The sequence below is a fragment of the Nocardia sp. NPDC003183 genome (assembly GCF_053590715.1).
The window spans coordinates 491,894-510,722 of the sequence record NZ_JBSFTG010000001.1; the positions used below are offsets into that span (position 1 = coordinate 491,894).

Annotated in this window: 20 protein-coding genes; 15 read left to right on the forward strand and 5 right to left on the reverse strand. The window is 67.6% G+C overall.

Going from position 1 to position 18,829, the window contains the following annotated elements; genetic code table 11:
- Positions 1-63 precede the first annotated feature (63 nt).
- A complete protein-coding gene (locus ACWDXS_RS02275) occupies positions 64-936 on the reverse strand; it encodes a LysR family transcriptional regulator (protein ID WP_378989911.1) in 873 nt (290 codons plus the stop codon).
- A gap of 71 nt (positions 937-1,007) precedes the next feature.
- Here ACWDXS_RS02275 and dapA point away from each other — a divergent pair, with 71 nt between their 5' ends.
- Together dapA and ACWDXS_RS02285 are read left to right on the forward strand one after the other, a co-directional pair.
- A complete protein-coding gene (gene dapA / locus ACWDXS_RS02280) occupies positions 1,008-1,898 on the forward strand; it encodes a 4-hydroxy-tetrahydrodipicolinate synthase (protein ID WP_449961133.1) in 891 nt (296 codons plus the stop codon).
- 66 nt (positions 1,899-1,964) lie between these two features.
- Positions 1,965-3,497, forward strand: a complete 1,533-nt coding sequence (locus ACWDXS_RS02285) for a DHA2 family efflux MFS transporter permease subunit (protein ID WP_378989914.1) — start codon at positions 1,965-1,967, stop codon at positions 3,495-3,497.
- 62 nt (positions 3,498-3,559) lie between these two features.
- On the opposite strand, the gene ACWDXS_RS02290 is transcribed toward ACWDXS_RS02285, so the two are convergent.
- Positions 3,560-3,991, reverse strand: a complete 432-nt coding sequence (locus ACWDXS_RS02290) for a type II toxin-antitoxin system Rv0910 family toxin (protein ID WP_449961136.1) — start codon at positions 3,989-3,991, stop codon at positions 3,560-3,562.
- A gap of 295 nt (positions 3,992-4,286) precedes the next feature.
- Between ACWDXS_RS02290 and ACWDXS_RS02295 the strand changes: the two genes are divergently transcribed.
- The 5 genes from ACWDXS_RS02295 to ACWDXS_RS02315 are packed head-to-tail and all read left to right on the forward strand — an operon-like array spanning position 4,287 to position 8,183.
- Positions 4,287-5,666: a sensor histidine kinase gene (locus ACWDXS_RS02295; RefSeq protein WP_449961139.1), complete on the forward strand. Its 1,380-nt coding sequence runs from the start codon at positions 4,287-4,289 to the stop codon at positions 5,664-5,666.
- Complete coding sequence (locus tag ACWDXS_RS02300) at positions 5,644-6,057, forward strand: roadblock/LC7 domain-containing protein (RefSeq protein ID WP_378989920.1); 414 nt, start codon at positions 5,644-5,646, stop codon at positions 6,055-6,057. Before ACWDXS_RS02295 ends, ACWDXS_RS02300 begins: the two co-directional genes overlap by 23 nt.
- Positions 6,054-6,404: a DUF742 domain-containing protein gene (locus ACWDXS_RS02305; protein ID WP_056817094.1), complete on the forward strand. Its 351-nt coding sequence runs from the start codon at positions 6,054-6,056 to the stop codon at positions 6,402-6,404. The genes ACWDXS_RS02300 and ACWDXS_RS02305 overlap by 4 nt, the downstream gene beginning before the upstream one ends.
- Positions 6,379-6,981 (forward strand): GTP-binding protein, encoded by a 603-nt coding sequence (locus tag ACWDXS_RS02310; RefSeq protein ID WP_266289261.1) that lies wholly within the window; start codon positions 6,379-6,381, stop codon positions 6,979-6,981. The genes ACWDXS_RS02305 and ACWDXS_RS02310 overlap by 26 nt, the downstream gene beginning before the upstream one ends.
- Positions 6,978-8,183 carry a cytochrome P450 family protein gene (locus ACWDXS_RS02315; RefSeq protein WP_378989921.1) on the forward strand — a complete coding sequence of 402 codons (1,206 nt, stop codon included), beginning with the start codon at positions 6,978-6,980 and terminating at the stop codon, positions 8,181-8,183. The genes ACWDXS_RS02310 and ACWDXS_RS02315 overlap by 4 nt, the downstream gene beginning before the upstream one ends.
- Positions 8,184-8,229: 46 nt before the next feature.
- On the opposite strand, the gene ACWDXS_RS02320 is transcribed toward ACWDXS_RS02315, so the two are convergent.
- Positions 8,230-8,625, reverse strand: coding sequence for a nuclear transport factor 2 family protein (locus ACWDXS_RS02320; RefSeq protein WP_378990020.1), 396 nt, complete (start codon positions 8,623-8,625; stop codon positions 8,230-8,232).
- A gap of 127 nt (positions 8,626-8,752) precedes the next feature.
- Between ACWDXS_RS02320 and ACWDXS_RS02325 the strand changes: the two genes are divergently transcribed.
- The 4 genes from ACWDXS_RS02325 to ACWDXS_RS02340 all read left to right on the forward strand — a co-directional run bounded on the left by ACWDXS_RS02325 (position 8,753) and on the right by ACWDXS_RS02340 (position 11,206).
- Entirely contained in the window at positions 8,753-9,364 is a 612-nt protein-coding gene (locus tag ACWDXS_RS02325) for a TetR/AcrR family transcriptional regulator (protein WP_378989922.1), read from the forward strand.
- Positions 9,365-9,394: 30 nt separating this feature from the next.
- Positions 9,395-10,273: a siderophore-interacting protein gene (locus ACWDXS_RS02330; protein ID WP_449961148.1), complete on the forward strand. Its 879-nt coding sequence runs from the start codon at positions 9,395-9,397 to the stop codon at positions 10,271-10,273.
- A 97-nt stretch (positions 10,274-10,370) separates the two neighbouring features.
- Complete coding sequence (locus ACWDXS_RS02335; protein WP_378989924.1) at positions 10,371-10,832, forward strand: MarR family winged helix-turn-helix transcriptional regulator; 462 nt, start codon at positions 10,371-10,373, stop codon at positions 10,830-10,832.
- A complete protein-coding gene (locus ACWDXS_RS02340; protein WP_378631042.1) occupies positions 10,829-11,206 on the forward strand; it encodes a DUF5313 family protein in 378 nt (125 codons plus the stop codon). The genes ACWDXS_RS02335 and ACWDXS_RS02340 overlap by 4 nt, the downstream gene beginning before the upstream one ends.
- Before the next feature lie 44 nt (positions 11,207-11,250).
- Here ACWDXS_RS02340 and ACWDXS_RS02345 read toward each other — a convergent pair whose 3' ends face one another.
- Positions 11,251-11,805: a TetR/AcrR family transcriptional regulator gene (locus ACWDXS_RS02345; protein ID WP_378989925.1), complete on the reverse strand. Its 555-nt coding sequence runs from the start codon at positions 11,803-11,805 to the stop codon at positions 11,251-11,253.
- Positions 11,806-12,020: 215 nt separating this feature from the next.
- Here ACWDXS_RS02345 and ACWDXS_RS02350 point away from each other — a divergent pair, with 215 nt between their 5' ends.
- From ACWDXS_RS02350 to ACWDXS_RS02365, 4 genes are all read left to right on the forward strand, one after another.
- Positions 12,021-13,259: a cytochrome P450 gene (locus tag ACWDXS_RS02350; protein ID WP_449961153.1), complete on the forward strand. Its 1,239-nt coding sequence runs from the start codon at positions 12,021-12,023 to the stop codon at positions 13,257-13,259.
- 57 nt (positions 13,260-13,316) lie between these two features.
- Positions 13,317-14,114, forward strand: a complete 798-nt coding sequence (locus ACWDXS_RS02355; protein ID WP_379314318.1) for an N-acetylmuramoyl-L-alanine amidase — start codon at positions 13,317-13,319, stop codon at positions 14,112-14,114.
- Positions 14,115-14,534: 420 nt separating this feature from the next.
- Positions 14,535-15,371, forward strand: coding sequence for a carbohydrate-binding protein (locus ACWDXS_RS02360; protein ID WP_449961155.1), 837 nt, complete (start codon positions 14,535-14,537; stop codon positions 15,369-15,371).
- Between the two features lie 127 nt (positions 15,372-15,498).
- Positions 15,499-15,891, forward strand: a complete 393-nt coding sequence (locus ACWDXS_RS02365) for a hypothetical protein (protein WP_378989929.1) — start codon at positions 15,499-15,501, stop codon at positions 15,889-15,891.
- A 56-nt stretch (positions 15,892-15,947) separates the two neighbouring features.
- Here ACWDXS_RS02365 and ACWDXS_RS02370 read toward each other — a convergent pair whose 3' ends face one another.
- Complete coding sequence (locus ACWDXS_RS02370) at positions 15,948-18,545, reverse strand: ATP-dependent Clp protease ATP-binding subunit (protein WP_449961159.1); 2,598 nt, start codon at positions 18,543-18,545, stop codon at positions 15,948-15,950.
- Between the last annotated feature and the right edge of the window lie 284 nt (positions 18,546-18,829).

Below are 18,829 nucleotides of genomic sequence, written 5' to 3' on the forward strand. Positions count from 1 at the left end.
TCACTGCGGTCTCCCTGTCGACCGGCTCGATTATCCCACCGATCGGCGGTAAGCCGGATGTGCCTAGCCCGCGGCGTGCAGGGCGAGCCGGGCGGCGTGGATCGCCGGATGCAAGCCGGTGCCGTTGCGGTATACGAGCTGGGTGTGGCGGCGGATCGGCAGGGGAGTGAGGGTGATGTGTTCGGGGGGTGCGTAGAGGGCGAGGGCGGGGACTATGGCGGTGCCCGCGCCTGCGGCGACGAGGGTCAGGACGGTGTCGAAGTCGTCGGCGTGGTGGCGGATGTGGGGGGTGAATCCTGTTGCCTGGCAGGCTCGGATCGTCAGGGTATGGCACAGCGTGCCGGGGGTGCCCGCGATCCAGGGGGATCGGCGGTGTGCGGCCAGCGAGTCCTCGGTGGGCACGGGGCCCAGCGTGGCCAGGTAGACGGTTTCGGTGTGGAGGGGCTCGGTTTGCAAGGAGGGGTCCGTGTCGGCGGGGACCAGGTCGTAGTCGTGGGTGAGCGCGATATCCAGGGTCCCCGCGCGCAGGGCGTTCGGGATGTCGGCGGGGTCGATTTCGGTGACGGTGAGTTCCAGGCGCGGGTGGTCGGTGCTCAAGGTGACGAGGGCGGGCGACAGCAGGGTGCGCGCCGCGGTCGGAAAGGTGCCGATGCGCAGGGTGCCGGCCAGCTCGTCCCTGGTGCAGGACAATTCGGCGTCGGCGTGTTCGAGGGCGGCCAGGATCGTTTCGGTGTGCCCGACGAGGAGCTGCGCGGCGGGGGTGAGAGCGACGCGGCGGCCCGAGCGTTCCAGCAGCGGGACGCCCGCTTCGCGTTCGAGCGCGGTGAGCTGCTGGGATACCGCCGAGGGCGTATAGCTGAGCGCCTCGGCGACCGCGGCGATGGTGCCGCGATGGGCGAGTTCGCGGAGCAGGCGAAGTTTGCGGACATCGAGCATCAGTTCAGCTTACGGTCATCATCATGAATGTGAACTGGACCTGATGGTGGATCTGGCTCGACGATAGAGTCATGACATCGCTACACGGCCTCTTCGTCCCTTTGATCACGCCGTTCACCGCCGACGGGGCCGTCGAGCCCGCGGCGCTGGAACGACACGCGCACGCTGTCCTCGACGCGGGGGCGACCGGACTCGTCGCGCTCGGCACCACGGCGGAGCCGTCCGCGCTCACTGCCGCCGAGCGTGCGCGAGTCCTGGATATCTGCGCGAGCGTCTGCGCCGACCGCGGCGCACCGCTGATCGCCTGCGCGGGCGGCAACGCCACCGCGGAATCGGTGCGAGCGATCGCCGAACTCGCGCGGCCCGTCGCGGCCGTGCTGGCGGTGGTGCCCTACTACGTGCGACCGAGCGAAGAAGGCGTGATCGCGCACTTCACGCAGTTGGCAGCGATCAGCCCGGCCCCTCTGCTCGTCTATGACGTGCCGCACCGCACCGGACGCCCGCTCAGCGGCAGCACGTTGATTCGTCTCGCGAATACCCCGAACATCGCCGGCTTCAAGCACGCCGTGGGCGGAATCGACGCGGCCAGTGTCGAATTGATGGCCGCCCATACCCCGGCGACAGTGCTCAGTGGCGACGACCGTTTCGCCTCCGCGCTGCTGGCTCTCGGCGCGCACGGCGCGATCCTGGCCGCGGCCAATATCGCGCCCCGTGCATACGCCGATCTCATCGAGGCATGGCACGCCGGTGACGTCGTCCGGGCCCGCGCGATCGGTGACCGTCTCGACGCGCTCGGCGCGGCCCTGTTCGCCGAGCCCAACCCGACGGTCATCAAGGCGGTGCTCGCCGAGCGCGGTCAGATCTCCAGCGCGGCCGTTCGGCTGCCGATGCTGCCGGCATCGAGTGCCGCGACGAGGGCGGCGCTCATGGCCAGCGAGGCGGCGACGATCACGCGGGTGTGACATCGACCAGATCACGAACAGAAAATTTCACTGGTCATCGGCAGCGAAAGGTGCTTGGGTTAACCGGTGACGAAACCTCCGGATATCGGCGCCGCCGCGCCCGATCACACTCCTGACAAGCTGGATGCCGCCGTGTTGAAGGTGGCGGGCGTCGTCGTCTTGGGCGCGGTGATGTCGATTCTCGACATCACGGTGGTCACCGTGGCGATCCCGACGTTCATGCAGGACTTCAACGCCTCCGTCGAGGTCGTCGCCTGGACCATGACCGGTTACACCTTGGCGCTGGCCTCGGTCATCCCGATGACCGGCTGGGCCGCCGATCGCTTCGGCACCAAACGCCTCTATATGGCGGCGCTGACCTTCTTCATCATCGGGTCGGTGCTGTGTTCGATGGCGTGGAGTATCGAGTCGCTGGTGGCCTTCCGTGTCATCCAGGGCATCGGCGGCGGCATGCTCATGCCCCTCGGTATGACGATCATGACCCATGCCGCGGGCCCGCAGCGGATCGGGCGGGTGATGGCGGTACTCGGCGTGCCCATGTTGCTCGGCCCGATCTGTGGCCCCATTCTCGGTGGCTGGCTCATCGACTCCTTCAGCTGGCACTGGATCTTCCTGATCAACCTGCCGCTGGGCATCGTCGCGCTGATCCTGGCCTGGATCGTGTTCGCTCCCGACAAGCCCAAACCCTCGGAATCGTTCGACTTCCTCGGCATGCTGCTGGCCTCGCCGGGTCTGGCGCTGTTCCTGTTCGGTGTCTCCTCCATTCCGGAGAAGGGCACCGTGATGGCCTCGCGCGTGCTGATTCCGGCGATCATCGGCGCGGCGCTGCTGGTGGCCTTCGTGTTCCACGCGCTGCGCACCGAGCATCCGCTGATCGACCTGCGGCTGTTCTCCAACCCGTCGCTGCGGTACTCCGTGCTCACCATGTCGCTGTTCGCGACGGCGTTCTTCGGCGCAGGCTTCCTGCTGCCGAACTACCTGCAGCAGGTACGCGGGGAGACGGCGTTCGACTCCGGTCTGCTCATGGCCCCACAGGGTATCGGCGCCATGCTGACGATGCCGATCGCGGGATTCCTGGTCGACAAGATCGGCCCCGGCAAGATCGTCATGTTCGGCATCACCTTCATCACCCTCGGCTTGGCCGGGTTCACCCAGCTGGGCGCCGACACCTCCTACCTGCTGATCGGTGGCGCGCTGTTCGTGATGGGTCTGGGCATGGGCTGCACCATGATGCCGGTGATGACCGCCGCGATCCAGACGCTCTCGCACGCACAGGTCGCGCGCGGTTCGACATTGATGAACATCATCAACCAGACCGCGGCGTCGATCGGCACGGCGACGATGTCGGTCGTGCTGGCCGCCCAGCTCAACGATCACCCGGAGGCGAAGGTCGCGATCGGCGCCAACGCCCGGCCCGATCTCGCCGCGCAGGTTCCCCCGTCGGTCATCGAGCAGGGACTCGACCTGGCGGCGACAGCGTTCAGCAACACGTACTGGGTCACCGTGGTACTCGCTCTGCTGACCCTGATCCCGGCGTTCTTCCTGCCGCGAACCAAGCCGAAGGCGCCGATCGACGCCGAAGCTGTGGCGCTGGCCTGATCGGTCATACGCGGAAAGCCCGGACGGAACTCTCTGTTCCGTCCGGGCTTTCGCGTCGGGGTTCAGCCGTAGAGCTTGACGAACATCTCCAGTGAGCGCTCGATATCGCCGCGCAGGGCCTTCGCGACGGCGGACCCGATCGGGCCGAACAGCGGCGCACCGCCCAGGTCGATGTCGACACTCACCTTCGACCCGCTACCGCTCGGCTCGACGAGCATGCCGAGGCCGAACTTGGTGCCGCCGATACCCGTGCCGGTGAGGGCGAGCTTGCGCGGCGGTTCGGCGGTGCGCACGGTCCAGGTGACTTTGTTGCGGAAGCCCTTCACGCGGGCGATGCCGACGACAACGGTGCCCGGTGTCAGCTCCTCGGGCAGTGTTCCGCGCCAAGCCTCGTGAATGGTCAGCCAATCGCCGAGGTGCGGAAGGTCGGACGCGTGCGCCCAGGCCTGGTCCGGTGGGACGGGGACATCGACGGAAAGCTTCAGTTTCGCCACGCCGGGATAATATCCGGTACCCGGGGTTCCGCGAGCATCGGCTCGAGGCATAGCGAACCAGAATAGATCAACTGTCCAGTAGCGTGCAATGTTTCGAGCGGGAAACATGATGTCGGACAGGAAGATCCGTGTCGCGATCGTTACGTGTGCTGCTAATGTGTGCGGGTCGCTGGAATCGGGGCGTGTGAATCGGGTATCCGAAATCACCCCGCGGTGGACAGTGAATGCCTCGGCGGGCCGGCCGGCGAGGGCCACCGGCAACAGCGCCGTGTGGTCGAGGACGACGAAAGATCTGATGAACTCAGGAATTGCGGTGCTGTTGCTCGTCATCGGTGCGCCGCTGTTACTGCTCGCGATCGCGGTCAGTGTCATGGCCATGCGGAACGAGCGCCGACAGCGGCAGCGAGCCGACGCCGCCATCCGGGAACGCCTCGCCTGCGAGAACGCCCTCATGCAGCTGGCGCAGGGCACACTGCCCGCGATCACTGCCGCGGTGCGCCGCCACGAGATCCCCTCGGTCGCGGTGGATCTGCCGGTGGAACTGGGCGATTCGCAGTTCGGCCAGGCGCTGCAGTGGATTGCCACGGGTCATGCCGAGGACCTGCGCGTGGTCACCGAGGAAACCAGGGCGATGGTCGAGCGCTACGGCGAACAACGTCGCCTCGGTGAGATACAGGACGCCCGGGACCAGACCCGCGGTGAGCTCTCGGCATCCTCGCGGGCGGCCACGAGCGCCGCGGTGCGCTCCTTCGGCACCTCGGTGGTGAGCCTGGGCACCGACCTCGGACAGGTCGTCAGTGCCGCACTGCGCGAACATCGCGACGACGCCATCTACGAAACGCTCACCCGGATCGACCACACCGTGCAGCAGATGATCCGGCAGGCGCAGTCCTATGTGATCGTCTCCGGCGGTCTGCCCGGCCGCCGGTGGCCGCAGCAGTCGCTCACCGATGTGGCGGGCGGCGCGACCGGACGGGTCAGGGAATTCCTGCGGGTGCGCGCGGCCCAATCGGACCGGATCGTGATCAGTCGCGCGGTCGAACCGCTCGTGCACACCATGGCGACCCTGCTCGACAACGCGCTGCGCTACTCACCGCCGTCGTCGTTCGTCGAGATCGGTTTCCAGGAGGGCCATCACGGCGTCACCGTGATCATCGACGACGCGGGCATGCGGATGAGTCCCGAGCAGCTCGAGGACGCGCGCCTGGTGCTCAGCGGCGAACGCCCGGTCGACATCCACGATCTCGGCCCCGCGCCGAAGGTCGGCTTCCCCGGCATCGCGGCGCTGGCCCGGCGCTACGGATTCTCCGTGCACGTCGACGGGCCCAACATCTTCGGTGGCATGCGGGCCATGGTGTATGTACCGTCGGCGCTGCTGGTGAGCGGCGACGCCCCGCGGCTGCCCGAGCCCGAACTCGCCGCGCCCGCACACATTCCCGTGGCGGTCGCCGAGATCGAATCGCCCGGCGCCGACGTTCACGAGATCACCAGCGGCGGGCTGCCCAAGCGCCGCCGCAGACCGGTTGCCCCGGATTCGGCGGGGGTAACGACAGAGTCGGGGCACGCGCGCCCCGACCTCGCCGCTGCCTGGCGCAGCGGATCCCGCAGCGGTCGTGCCGCTGCGGCCGAGCGAACCACGGAAGGAACAGCCGATGAGCACACCGGTAGCCGATAGCACCAACCGATTGGCGTGGCTGCTCGAGGATCTCGAGATCCCCGGCGTCCGCTTCGCGGTCCTGCTGTCCGAGGACGGACTGCGCATCGCCCACTCCCGTGGCGTGAGCAAAGACGACGCCGAACGGTTCGCCGCGGCGGCCTCGGGCCTGCGCTCGCTCGGTAAGGCGCTCGGCGAGTTCTGCGGCGGCCCGTCGAACGCGGTGCGCCAGAACATGACCGAGTACGACGAGGGCATGATCATGATCACCGCCGCCGGTGTGGGCGCGCTGCTCGGTGTCGCCACCACCGCCGATGTCGATGTCGCGCTGGTGGCGCATCGGATGAACGAACTGGCCTCGCGCGTGGGTCACGAGATCGGCAGCGCGCCCCGCCTAGGCGGGAGGAATTGAGCCGCGGCAGGCGCGATCCCGATCTGGTGCGGTCCTATGTGCGCACCGGCGGGCGGGTGCGTGCCGCCCATGATCTGGACCTGGTGACCCTGGTCCGTGCCGTCGAGGACGCGCGTCCCGATCACCGCCCCGACGAACGTCGCCTGCTGGCTCTCACCAGCCGCCGCGGCGCTCTGTCGATCGCCGAGCTGTCGGCCTATCTCGACCTGCCCGCCTCCGTCGTGAAGATCATCGTCTCCGATCTGCTCGACAGCGGTCACCTGCACTGCCCCACCCCGGCACAGGTGAAGCCGGAACTCGCATTGATCAAGGAGGTGCTGCATGGCCTCCGCGCCATCGCGGGATGAGGTCGACTACGTCGCGGAAACCGTGACACGGTCGGTGAAGATCCTGGTCGCAGGCAATTTCGGTGTCGGCAAGACCACCTTCGTGTGCGGGGTGTCCGAGATCAGGCCACTGCGCACGGAAGAGACGATCACCGAGGCCAGTATCGGTGTCGACGACATGGCGGGTCTGGGCAGCAAGGTGTCGACCACTGTCGCACTGGATTTCGGCCGCATCACCCTGAATCCCCAACTGGCGCTGTACCTGTTCGGTACGCCGGGCCAGGAACGATTCGCCCCGCTGTGGGAGGAACTGGCTCGTGGTGCTCTCGGCGCGCTGGTGCTCGTCGACACCCGCCGTATCGAGAAGGCCGATGACGTGCTCTCGGCGCTGGAACAGCGTGGCGTGCCGTACGCGGTGGCGGTGAACGAATTCGAAGGATTCCGGCGCTACCCGCTCGAGGAGGTGCGCGAGGCGCTCGACCTCGCGCCCGAGACTCCGGTGATCGCGCTCGACGCACGTCGCCGTGATCAGGGCCTGCGCGCACTGATCACGCTGGCCGAATACCTCTTTCGCAGACAGGAAGCAACAGCGTCATGACGGTCGATATCGCCGCCGACGAACGGGTGGCGATGTGGGCACCCGAATTCGCCGCCGACCCACAGGCGGCGTACCAGCGGATGCGGCGGCGGTTCGGCTCGGTGGTGCCGGTGGAGTTGTCGCCGGGCATCCGGGCCACGCTGGTGATCGGCTATCACACCGCCGTGCGCATCCTCAACGATCCGGAGCACTTCCCGGCCGACCCCCGCATGTGGCAGCGAGACATCCCGCTGGACTGCCCGGTGCTGCCGATGCTGCAGTTCCGCCCAGCCGCGCTGCGCACCACCGGTGCCGAGCACACCCGATACCGGCAGGCCAATGTCGCCGGGATCGCCGGGGTGGATCTGTACGCGATGCACAGCACCGTCGAACAGTTCGCCATCCCGCTGATCAACAGCTTCTGCGCGACCGGGTCCGCGGACTTGCTGAGCCAGTACGCGTTTCCGCTGGTGTTCCAGGCGCTGAACTCGATGCTCGGGTGCACGCCCGAGATCGGGCAGCAGGTCGCCACCGGGATGGCGCAGATCTTCGAAGGCGACGACGCCGAGGCGGGCAACAACCTGCTCGCCTCCGCACTGGCCGATCTGGTGGGGTTGCGCCAGCGCGAACCCGGTGACGACGTCGCCACCCGCCTGCTCCAGCACCCGGCGGCGCTGACCGACGAGGAAATGGTGCACCAGCTGCTGGTGCTCTACGGCGCGGGCATCGAGCCGATGCTGAACCTGGTGGTCAACACCTTGCGGCTGATGCTCACCGACGACCGGTTCGCCGGAGATGTGCTCGGCGGCAGCCTGTCCACGCGCGACGCGCTCGACGAAGTGCTGTTCACCGACCCGCCGCTGGCCAACTTCTGCATGACCTACCCGCGTCAGCCGATCCTGGTCGAGGACACCTGGCTGCCCGCACACGAACCGGTCGTCATCAGCATGTCGGCCTGCAACAACGATCCGGCCATCGCCGGGCGCGATGTCGTCGACAACCGGGCGCACCTGGCCTGGAGCGCGGGGCCGCACGGCTGTCCGGCCAAACCGGTGGCGTACCTGATCGTGCAGGACGCGATCGACCAATTGCTCGACGCGCTCCCGGAATTGAGCCTCGCCGTGCCGGTCGAGGATCTGGTGTGGCGGCCCGGCCCGTTCCATCGGTCGCTCGCGGCCTTGCCCGTGAGTTTCCCGAAGACACCGCCGCTGCCGATGCCCTGAGATCAGACCGCGCGCAACGCTGGTCCGCCACACCGCTCCACGAGTTTCAGGCGATCTCGGAGGGCGCGGTCAGCGCGGCCTGCATGGCCACGCCGTCGACGTAGGTGTGCTTCGCCTTGACCGCGCCGTCCTCGACGGTGACCATGTCCGCGATATCCACATCGACGGCGCCGCCGGTGACGGAGGTGCCCGACAGCTTCCATCGCACCACCCAGAAGTCGTCGCCGACGCGCAGGTCGACCTGGGTGAAAGTCAGATCGGGGACGAGGGCGAAGGTCTCTGCGGCGGCGGTTCGGATTTCCGCGCGCCCGTGCGCTGGTGCGCCCCCGGAGTGCAGGTGGAAGACCGAATCGGGCGTGTGTAGCGCGGCGATCCGGTCGGGGTCGCGCTCGGCCCAGCAGGCGTGATAGCGCTCGAACAGATCCTTGGTGGCATCGGACATAGTCCCCAAGCCCTTCGAATATACAAACAGGATGACTGTATGTTCCCGAATCCGGTGTGGCCGGTCAAGGGGCGAACGGCCTCGGATCTGCCGCGACCCTCGTCCTGCCCTAGACTTCGACGTCGCCATGAATCCTGATCGCCGGACCCAAGCCGAACGCTCGGCCGCCACGCGTGCCGCGGTGATCCGTGCCGGGCGAGAGCTGTTCGGGCAGTTCGGGTACGGGGCGGTGAGCACGATCGCGGTCGCCGAGGCGGCCGGGGTCAGTCGCGGCGCGCTCTATCACCAGTTCGGCGAGAAGCGGGATCTGTTCGAGGCGGTGTTCGAGGATCTCGAGCGCAGCTTGGTGGAGGTGATCGCCGCCGCCGTGGCCCAGGCGCGTGCCGAGGATCCGATCGCGAGCCTGATCGTGGGCTGCCTGGCGTGGTTGCAGGCCTCGACCGCGACCGAGGTGCGCCGGATCGCGCTGCTCGACGCGCCCGCGGTGCTCGGGTGGGCCCGGTGGCGCGAGATCGAGTTGCGGCACACCATCGGCCTGGTGGAGAACGCGATGGCCGGTGCCATGGCCGCGGGCCGGATCAGGAAGCAGCCGGTGCGGCCGCTGGCGCTGGTGGTGGTCGGTGCGCTGGACGAGGCGGCGCAGTACCTGGCGCATTCGGCGGACGCGGGGGATATCGTCGCTGTCCGCGCGGTGATCGAGCAGCTCATTTCCGGCCTCGCCGTCGATCAGGGCGGGTAGTTCGCAGGCGCAGTAGGTTAGGCTTGCCTAATGACGACTGGGACTGTGAATCGACCGGCCATGGTCTACGCGCCGCTGACGGTTCGTCGCGCGGTACGGCTGACGCCGCGGATGGTGCGGGTGACCCTCGGGTGTCCGGACCCGGCCGCCCTCATCGACGCCGGGCCCGACCAGTACACGAAGCTCTTCTTCCCGCTCCCGGGCAGGCCGCGTCCCGTCGTGCCGCCGCCACTGGACGACTCGGGCAGTGTGATGAGTTGGTACCAGCGCTATCTCGCGATGCCCGACGAGATCCGCCCGCCGATGCGGACCTACACGGTCCGGGCGCAGCGGCCCGAACTCGGCGAGCTCGACATCGATTTCGCCCTGCACGCCGAGCACGCGGGTCCCGCCTCGGACTGGGCGTCGACCGCGGTGCCGGGCGACGAGATCGGCCTGCTCTGCCCGCCGCACGCGCTCTACACCCCGCCCGCCGACCCCGAGTGGCAGCTGCTCGTCGGTGACGAGACCGCGGTTCCGGCGATCGGCGCGATCATCGAACGCCTCGCCGTGGGAGCGCGAACGCGAGCGTTCATCGAGGTCGAAGGCCCGGCTGACGAGCAGGGCTTCGAGACCCGCGGCGACGTACTGATCGAGTGGGTGCATCGCGGTGATCGCCCGCACGGCGACGCGGTGGTCGCCGCGGTCCGTGCGGCCGAGCTCCCCGCGGGCGTGCCCTACGCGTGGATCTCCGGTGAGGCCGAGTTGGTGAAGCTCACCCGGCGCAATCTGGTCCGCGACCGTGGTGTCGACAAGCGCGCGATCACCTTCACCGGCTACTGGCGTCAGGGGCGTAGTGAGGAGGACAACGGCCGCGAGAAGGTGCGCCGTGCTGCCGCCGGTGAGCCACTGGTCCTCGACGAGGACTGACGCGCATCGTCCCGCCGCCCATCTGTGATGCCACTAATAGTTATTGCACTAACTATTAGTGGTGTAATAGTGTGTGGGCTGAGAAAGGTGGTGGACGATGCAGGAGCTCGACGACCCGCTGCGGCTCGACCGGCAGGTGTGCTTCGCCCTGGCGGTGGCCAATCGATCCGTGCTGGCGGTCTACCGGCCGCTGCTCGAACCGCTCGGCCTGACGCATCCGCAATATCTGGTGATGCTGGCCCTCTGGGGTGAGGCGCCGATGTCGGTGAAGGCCGTCGCCGAGGCGATCCAGCTCGACTCCGCGACCTTGTCACCGCTGCTCAAGCGACTCGAATCCGCCGGTCTCATCACCCGCCGCCGCGATCCGCACGACGAGCGCACGCTGCACATCGACCTCACCGAGGTGGGCCGTGACCTGCGTGAACAAGCCGAGCAGATCCCGCCCGCCGTCGTGGCACGCCTCGGCGTGAGCCTGGCGGACCTGGAAGAACTGCGCGATGTCCTCGGCCGGGTGAACGCGGCCGCGCGACGCGCATCCGATGTGAGGGAGCAGCAGTGAGCAACTCGACCCCGAATCTCTGGCAGCGCGTTCGCTACATCACCGGCGGAACCCTGCCGCCCTCGATGTCGGACTGGGTGCTCGCCGACCTCACCGGCCCCGGCGCGACCCGCCGATACCTGATGCGCTTCCTGCTGCCGGTGCTGCCGGTGCTGTGCCTGTTCTTGCTGGTGCCGGGCCCGCTGTGGATAGGGCTGTCGATGATGGCGTTGCTGTACCTGCCGCTGGTCTACTTCACTGTGGCGTTGGTTTACGTGTACCGGCGGCACCGCCTGGTCAGCCATGGCTTCGATCCCGAGTTGGCCAACGAGGCCGAACGCCGTCGGACCGAGGCCGAACGCGTTGCCTACGAGAGTCGCCACCACCGCGGCTGAGCTGAGCCGCGACGGATCGAGGACGCGCGGACCGAACGGGGGAGTCAGCCCGCACGCAGGGTGGGCCCGACGAATCGTTCGACCAGGTGACGTTCCGCCGTGGCGTCGGGCAGCGGCCAGGTGAGCAGCGACAACACGACGCGCACGACCCAGCCCGCGGCCTCGTCGTCGGGGGCGATCCGGGTCAGCGCGGTCGCGATGTGACCGAGTTCCGGTGCGCCGGCGAGGAATTCGTCGGTGTCGGGAGAGCGGTGCCGGATCAGCCACTGGCGCAGCACCGGGTCGGCGCGGATCGCGGCGACGGCGGCCAGGATCGCCTCGACGGGTCGTCGGCGGGGCGGGACCGAGTCGACGACCGCCTCCACGCGTGCGACGACGGAGCCCGCGGCCCGGACCATCACGGCGCGTATCAGTCGTGGTTTGCCGCCGACACAGCGATACAGCGTCGCGCGCGAGCACCCCGCGGCCGCGGCGATGTCGTCGGCGGTGACGTTGTCTATGCCACGTTCGAGGAACAGCGCGAGGGCGGCGCGTTCGATGCGGTCGACCGCGATGGTGCGTCGGTCACCGCCGGCCAGCCAGTCGACTTGGTCGCTCACCGGAAACCTCCACACGTGTCTGTCTCAGAGTGAGACGTTCGGTGGAATCTGTCTAGCCGAATCCGGCCAGGCTGAGGGGTGTTTTCGACGAAGTACGCGGCGGATTGTGAGGCAACGCGGTCGCCGGGCTGTCTCATCTCGAGACAGTCGTTGACCGCATGCCTCTGCGCGGTACACGGTGAGCGCCGACAGCCCGACCAGGAAAGGCGGCAGCCGTGACCACGGACCTCGAAGCGATCGACCTGTTCGATGCGACGGTGCTCGACGACCCCTACCGGATGTATCGCGCCCTGCGCGAACAAGCGCCGGTCTATCGGGTACCCGGCACCGATTTCTTTCTCGTCGCCTCGTGGGCCGAGGTCACCGAAGCGACCCGGCGCCCCGCGGAGTTCTCCTCGCATCTGACCGGCGTGCTCGTCGCCCAGCCGGGCGCGGCGCCGATGACCTTCGACCTCGACGCGACCGGGCGAGCGGTCCACGTGCTCGCCACCGCCGACAGCGACGTCCATGCCGTCCACCGCGGCATCGTCGGACCGGCTCTGGCCAAACGGGTGCGCACGCTCGGCCCGTTCGTCACCGCACTGACCGAACGGCTGTGGGCGGAAGAACTCGACGGCGATCGGATCGACTGGGCCACCGGGGTCGCCGATCGTTTGCCGCTGGCGCTGATCGCCGAACTCGTCGGTCTGCCGGGGACCGATGTCGCGAAACTGCTCTCGCTGGCCTACGACTCCACCGAGATGCTGGGCGGTATCGTCGCCGAGGGCCGGATGACCGAGCTGATCACCTCCGCGGCCGAGCTCGCCCACTACGCGTACCTCGCGATCGGCAACGCGAAAGACCGAGTGGCCGATCGAGATTCGCCGCGAACCCTGCTCGAGGTGCTCGTCGCCGCGATGGATGCGGGCACGATCGACGAGCAGCAGGCGGTACTGATCCTGGTGCAGCTGATCGGTGCGGGAGGGGAGTCGACCGCGGGTCTGATCGCCTCGGCGGCGCGACTGCTCGCCGCCGACCTCACTCTGCAGACCCGTCTGCGTGAACGCCCCGAGCTCGTCCCCGCGTTCCTCGACGAGGCACTGCGCCTGGAGTCACCCTTTCGTGGCCACCACCGCCACGTCATGGTCGATACTCGGCTCGGCGGTGTCGACCTGCCCGCGGGCAGTCACCTGCTGTTGCTGTGGGGTGCCGCCAATCGCGATCCCGCCGTCTACCCGGATCCCGATATCGTCGATCTGGACCGGCGGCGCGGCCGTGCCCATGCGGCGTTCGGCGCGGGTGCCCATTTCTGCATCGGGTCCGCCTTGGCTCGGCTGGAAGCGACCGCCGCGATCACCCTGCTGCTCGAACGCACCGAACGGTTCGAGCTGATCGAGCAGGAGCCGCCACGCTGGGTGCCCAGCCTGTTCGCCCGTCGCCACGCGACTCTTCCGCTGCGCATCACCCAGCGCTGAACACGGGTTCGGCGGGGACGAGGCCGGGTCGTCGGCACGGTGTGGCACGGTGTCGGGGTGCGTCCCCGTCTGTTCCTGCCCGCCTGCCTGCTCGCGGCGACAGCGCTGTTCGCCGGCTGCGCGTCCACCACCACGGACGCGAACCCGGCGACGTCGACCGCGACGGCCGTTTCCTCGGAGAGTGCCGTGCCGCCGACTTCGCCCGCCGTGAACCACACGGTTGTCCTCGATCCCGGTCACAACGGTGGCAATGCCACCCATCTCACCCAGATCAACGCACCGGTGCCCGATGGGCGCGGCGGCACGAAGGCCTGCAACACCACCGGGACCTCGGCCGCCAGTGGCTACACCGAGCACGAGTTCACCTGGGACGTCACCCTGCGAGTGCGCGACCTGCTCGCCGCCCGCGGTGTTCGGGTGATCCTCACGCGCGCCGACGACACCGGTGTCGGACCGTGTGTCGATGAGCGCGCCTCGATCGCGAACGAGTCGGGCGCCGACGCGGTGGTCTCGATCCATGCCGACGGCAATACCGGTGCGGACGCGCACGGATTTCACATCGCCTACGCCGAACCTGCGCTGAATCCGGTACAGGCCGAGGCGGGGACGCGTCTGGCGAGGGCGTTGCGTGATGCGATGATCGCCGGTGGCGCGGTGCCCTCGACCTATGTGGGATCGGCGGGACTGGATCCACGGGCGGATCTGGCCGGGCTCAACCTGGCCGAGCGACCGAGCGCACTGGTCGAATGCGGGAACATGCGCTCGGCGACCGACGCCGCGCTCATCGAGACCCCCGAGGGCCGGGCTCGCTACGCCGAACTCGTCACCGCCGGAATCCTCGCGTTCCTCGGCTGATTCGGGCGCCCGTCCGCCTATTTCGGAGGAGTCGCGCAAAGTTCGCCAGGCTCCCTGCTGTGGGTACTCGCCCTCGAACAGTAAGACAGCTTGTTGCCGACATGGCTACCTATCTACAACCGATGGCAAATCTGTACACCCCACACAGCAGCGAGATTAACCAGCCGTTTGCTTCGGGTGGATACCGGTTGGTTCCAAACGTGGATATTCGCCGTATTCGCACAGTTGGGAAATGATCCGCGAATACCGGTCGGTAGCAGTATTTTTCGCTACCGGGACGGTTGACGAATGATCTTCGTCACCCTAATCTTCGGAATCACAGTTCGATATCGAAGTGTTCAGTGTCATCGCTCGAAATGTTTCCCGGACGGCAAGCCGGCCCCTGCCGTCCTCCGCGTGCGTTTCCAAGGAGTACTGATAGTGAGAAGTCGAATCCTGTTCTTCGCCGGAGCAATGGCATTGGCGCCCATCGCCACCGCAGTGGTGCCCGCCGGGAGTGCCACCGCGCACGGTTGGATCACCGGACCCGCGAGCAGGCAGGAGCAATGCGCCCGTGGCCTCGTGCCCTGCGGCGCGGTGAAATACGAACCGCAGAGCGTGGAGGGACCGAAGGGGCTCACCACCTGTAGTGCGAACAAATACCCTGAGCTCGACGACGACAGCCTCGGCTGGGTGCCGCAGAAAGTCTCCGGCAGTGCGAGTTTCACATGGAAGAATACCGCGAATCATCGCACGCTGAATTGGGAATACTTCATCGGCAACACCAGAATTGCTGTGTTCGACGGCCGGAACGAACAGCCGTCCATGGAGGTGACCCATACCGTCGATGTGTCGAGTTATTCCGGCCGCCAGAAATTGCGCGCGGTCTGGAATATCGGTGATACCGCAGCGGCCTTCTACAGTTGCGTCGATCTCGAGGTGAGCGGCGGGGGCGGCACACGGCCGCCTACGACCACCCCGAAACCCACCACTTCCCCGCCGGCCACCAGCACCCCGGCCCCGACCACCACACCGCCCCCGACGACCACGAAACCCCCGGCCACAACCACGAAACCGCCGGTGACGACCACTCCCGGGCACGAGCATCCGACAACCACGGCCGCCCCCGGCGGATCGCCCTGGCGTCAGGGCGCCACCTATGGCATCGGCGACAAAGTCACCTATCAGGGCGCCACCTATAGCTGCAGGCAGGCGCACACCGTGCACGACCCGAATTGGACGCCACCGAACACTCCCGCACTCTGGTCGCGGCTGTAGCCGGCGCGACGAGGTCGGCGAAACGGTTCGTGTGTTCTCCCACCATCGGTCCCGCGATGGGGTGAGGATGGGGACCGACTCGCCGACCTCGCGTTCGGTCGGCCCGCAGCACAAGGACGTGAGAAATATGAGTGACAGGAAATTCGCCATCACCGTTGCTGCCCTCGGGACGGCGATGCTGGCCACGACCCTCGGTGCACCCACCGCCTCGGCCGGAGTTTCGCAATTGACGGTGAAACCCAACCTCAGCGTCGGCTCGGCAACCGACTACGGCACCGGATGCACCCACCAATTGCTGGCCAGGCTCAGCGTCGGCATCATTCCTGTCGCCTTCTACGACAACGGCGCGTTGCTGGCCGTGGTCGCGCCGACCGACGGCGTCGCCATGTTCAACTGGGTGCCGTCCTACACCGGCGCCCACACGATGACCGCCGTCCAGGACGGCATCGCCAGCAGCGCGAATGTGACGGTCGGCCGGGGCTTCCGCTTCGGGGAATCCTGCGTGGTCACCGGCGGCTGACCCCATGACAACACTGTGGCCCGGTTCGTACGAACCGGGCCACAGTCGTCGTTTCGCTACTTCGACGCGAGCTTCTTGTCGTCACCCTTCTTGCTCGCGGCCTTCTTGGCGGGTTTCTTGGCCGGCTTCTTCGCCGCGGGCGCGGGTGCGGAACCATTGGTGTCGGGCTTACCGCCCGGGTTCATCGCCGTGACGACCAGATCGTCGTCGGCGGTGTCGACCTTCACCGTGCCGCCGGGATCGAGCCCGCCGTCGAGGAGCAGCCGCGAGACCCGGTTGTCGAGCTCTTTCTGCACCGTACGGCGCAACGGTCGCGCACCGAATTCGGGCTGGAAACCGCGCTCGCTCAACCAGTCCACCGCGGACTGACTGATCTCGAGTTCGATGTCCTGGGCGGCGAGCATGCGCCGGGTGCGATCCAGGATCAGTTCGACGATCTGTTCCAGCTGCTCCTTGTCCAGGCGATGGAACACGATCTGCTCGTCGATCCGGTTGAGGAACTCGGGCCGGAAGTGCTGGCGCAGTAGCTCTTCGAGCTGCGGCACGATGGAGTCGAGGTCGCCGGGTGGCGCCTCGAGGATCAGGTGCGACCCGATGTTGGACGTCATGATCACGATCGTGTTCTTGAAATCGACTGTGCGGCCCTTGGAATCGGTGACGCGCCCGTCGTCGAGCAATTGCAGCAGCACATTGAACACATCGGGGTGGGCCTTCTCGACCTCGTCGAACAGGATCACCGAATACGGCTGACGCCGCACCTTGTCGGTGAGCTGGGCGGCATCGTCGTAGCCGACGTATCCGGGCGGGGCGCCGACCAGTCGCGAGACCGTGTGCTTCTCCTGGAACTCGCTCATGTCGAATCGGATCAGGCGATCTTCGTCGCCGAAGACCGCTTCCGCGAGGGCCTTGGCGAGCTCGGTCTTGCCGACACCGGTGGGGCCGAGGAACAGGAACGACCCGATCGGCCGGTTCGGGTCCTTGAGTCCGGCCCTCGCTCGGCGCACCGCCTCGGCGATCGCCACGATGGCCTCGTTCTGCCCGATCACCCGCTTGTGCAGGACGTCTTCGAGCTGGAGCAGGCGCTGCTTCTCCTCGGCGGTCAGATCGGCCACCGGAATGCCGGTGCGCTGGGAGATCACCTCGGCGATGTCGACGACATCGACGATCGGCTCCGACGACGTCGCACCGGACTCCTCCAGCTCCTCCTCGGCGGCGGCGATGTCGGCCTTGAGAGCCGTGGCCTTCTCGTAGTCCTCGTTGTCGACCGCGGCGTCCTTCTCCCGGTACAGCCGCGCGATCGCCTCGTCCCTGGCCTTCACCGCCGGGTCGGGGGTGCCCGAACGCAGCCGGACCCGGGCGCCCGCCTGGTCGATCAGATCGATCGCCTTGTCGGGCATGAACCGGTCGGTGATGTAGCGATCCGACAGCTGCGCGGCCGCGACCAGCGACTCGTCGGAGTAGCGCACCTGATGGTGCTCCTCGTACACATCGGCCAGGCCGCGCAGGATCTCGATGGTGTCCTCCACCGAGGGCTCCGAGACCATCACCGGCTGGAACCGGCGTTCCAGCGCGGCGTCCTTCTCGATGTATTTGCGGTACTCATCGATGGTGGTCGCGCCGACGACGTGCAGATCGCCGCGGGCCAGCGCGGGCTTGAGCAGGTTGCCCGCGTCCATCGAGCCCTCACCACCGCCGCCTGCGCCGACGATGGTGTGCAGCTCGTCGATGAAGATGATCAGCTCGTTCTTGTGCGCGCGGACCTCGTCGAGGATCTTGGTCAGCCGCTCCTCGAATTCGCCGCGGTACTTGCTCCCGGCCACGAGCGAGCCGACATCGAGTGCGATGACGCGGCGGTCGGCGAGGGTGACCGGCACGTCCCCGTTGACGATGCGCTGGGCCAGCCCCTCGACGATCGCGGTCTTACCGACCCCGGGATCACCGATCAGCACCGGGTTGTTCTTGCGCCGCCGCGACAGGATTTCGATGGTCTGCTCGATTTCCTCCGCGCGGCCGACAACCGGGTCGATCAGGCCCTCGCGGGCCTCGGCGGTGAGATCACGGCCGTACTCGTCCAGCGTGGGCGTGTCCGATTCCGGCTGCTGCCGCTTCGACGGCGCGGTCGCCATCGGGGTTCCCGGCGCGGGGACGCCGCCGCTCTGGGTGGCCGCGATCCCGGCGACCAGCGCCTGCGCGGCGACGCTGTCGGGGAGTGCGGCGATGCCGAGCAAGATGTGCTCCGGGCCGATGTAGCTGCTGCCGGCCTGGGCCGCCTGGCGCTGGGCGGCGCGCAGCGCGACCTTGGTGGCAGGGCTGAGCGTGATGTCGGCGAGGTCGTCTTCGCTGGGCCTGCCGGTGTCGAGGTAGTCCTCCATCTGCTCGGCGACCTGGTCGGGATCCAGGCTGAGCTCGGCGACGATGCTGCGCCCGGGTTCTGCTTCGGTGGCCGCGTACAGCAGGTGTTCGGGAGTGATTTCGGGGTTGCCCCATTCCTGGGCCGCCTCGCGAGCGGTACCGACCAGCAACTTCGCGTTGTCGGTCATCAACTTGCCCAGATCGATGCGTTGTACCGGTGGCTTCGAGGACATTCCGGAACCGAAGAATCGCTGGAAGATGTCGTCGAAAGGGTCCCGAGAACTCGGCCAATTTGCTGTCATGCCCACACCTCTTCGCTCGTCGCGCCGTGTGTCACGGCGACTCATGCAGATCGGGTCGGTACTGCCAGCAATACTTCGGCATCCTCGAAGGGTGTGCAAGGGATTGGACAGTTTCACATCGGCGATGTCGGCAGGTGTGGCGCACAAACCAAAATCCGGCCGAAACGCTCCCGAACCACCGGTTTTGTCTGATTCTTGATGACAGGGCGCCGCAGCCGGGTAGCGTGGCGACCCGCGAGGTGGTATCGGCCGCAGCGCCCATTTTTGCCCGCCGACCAGCTGGG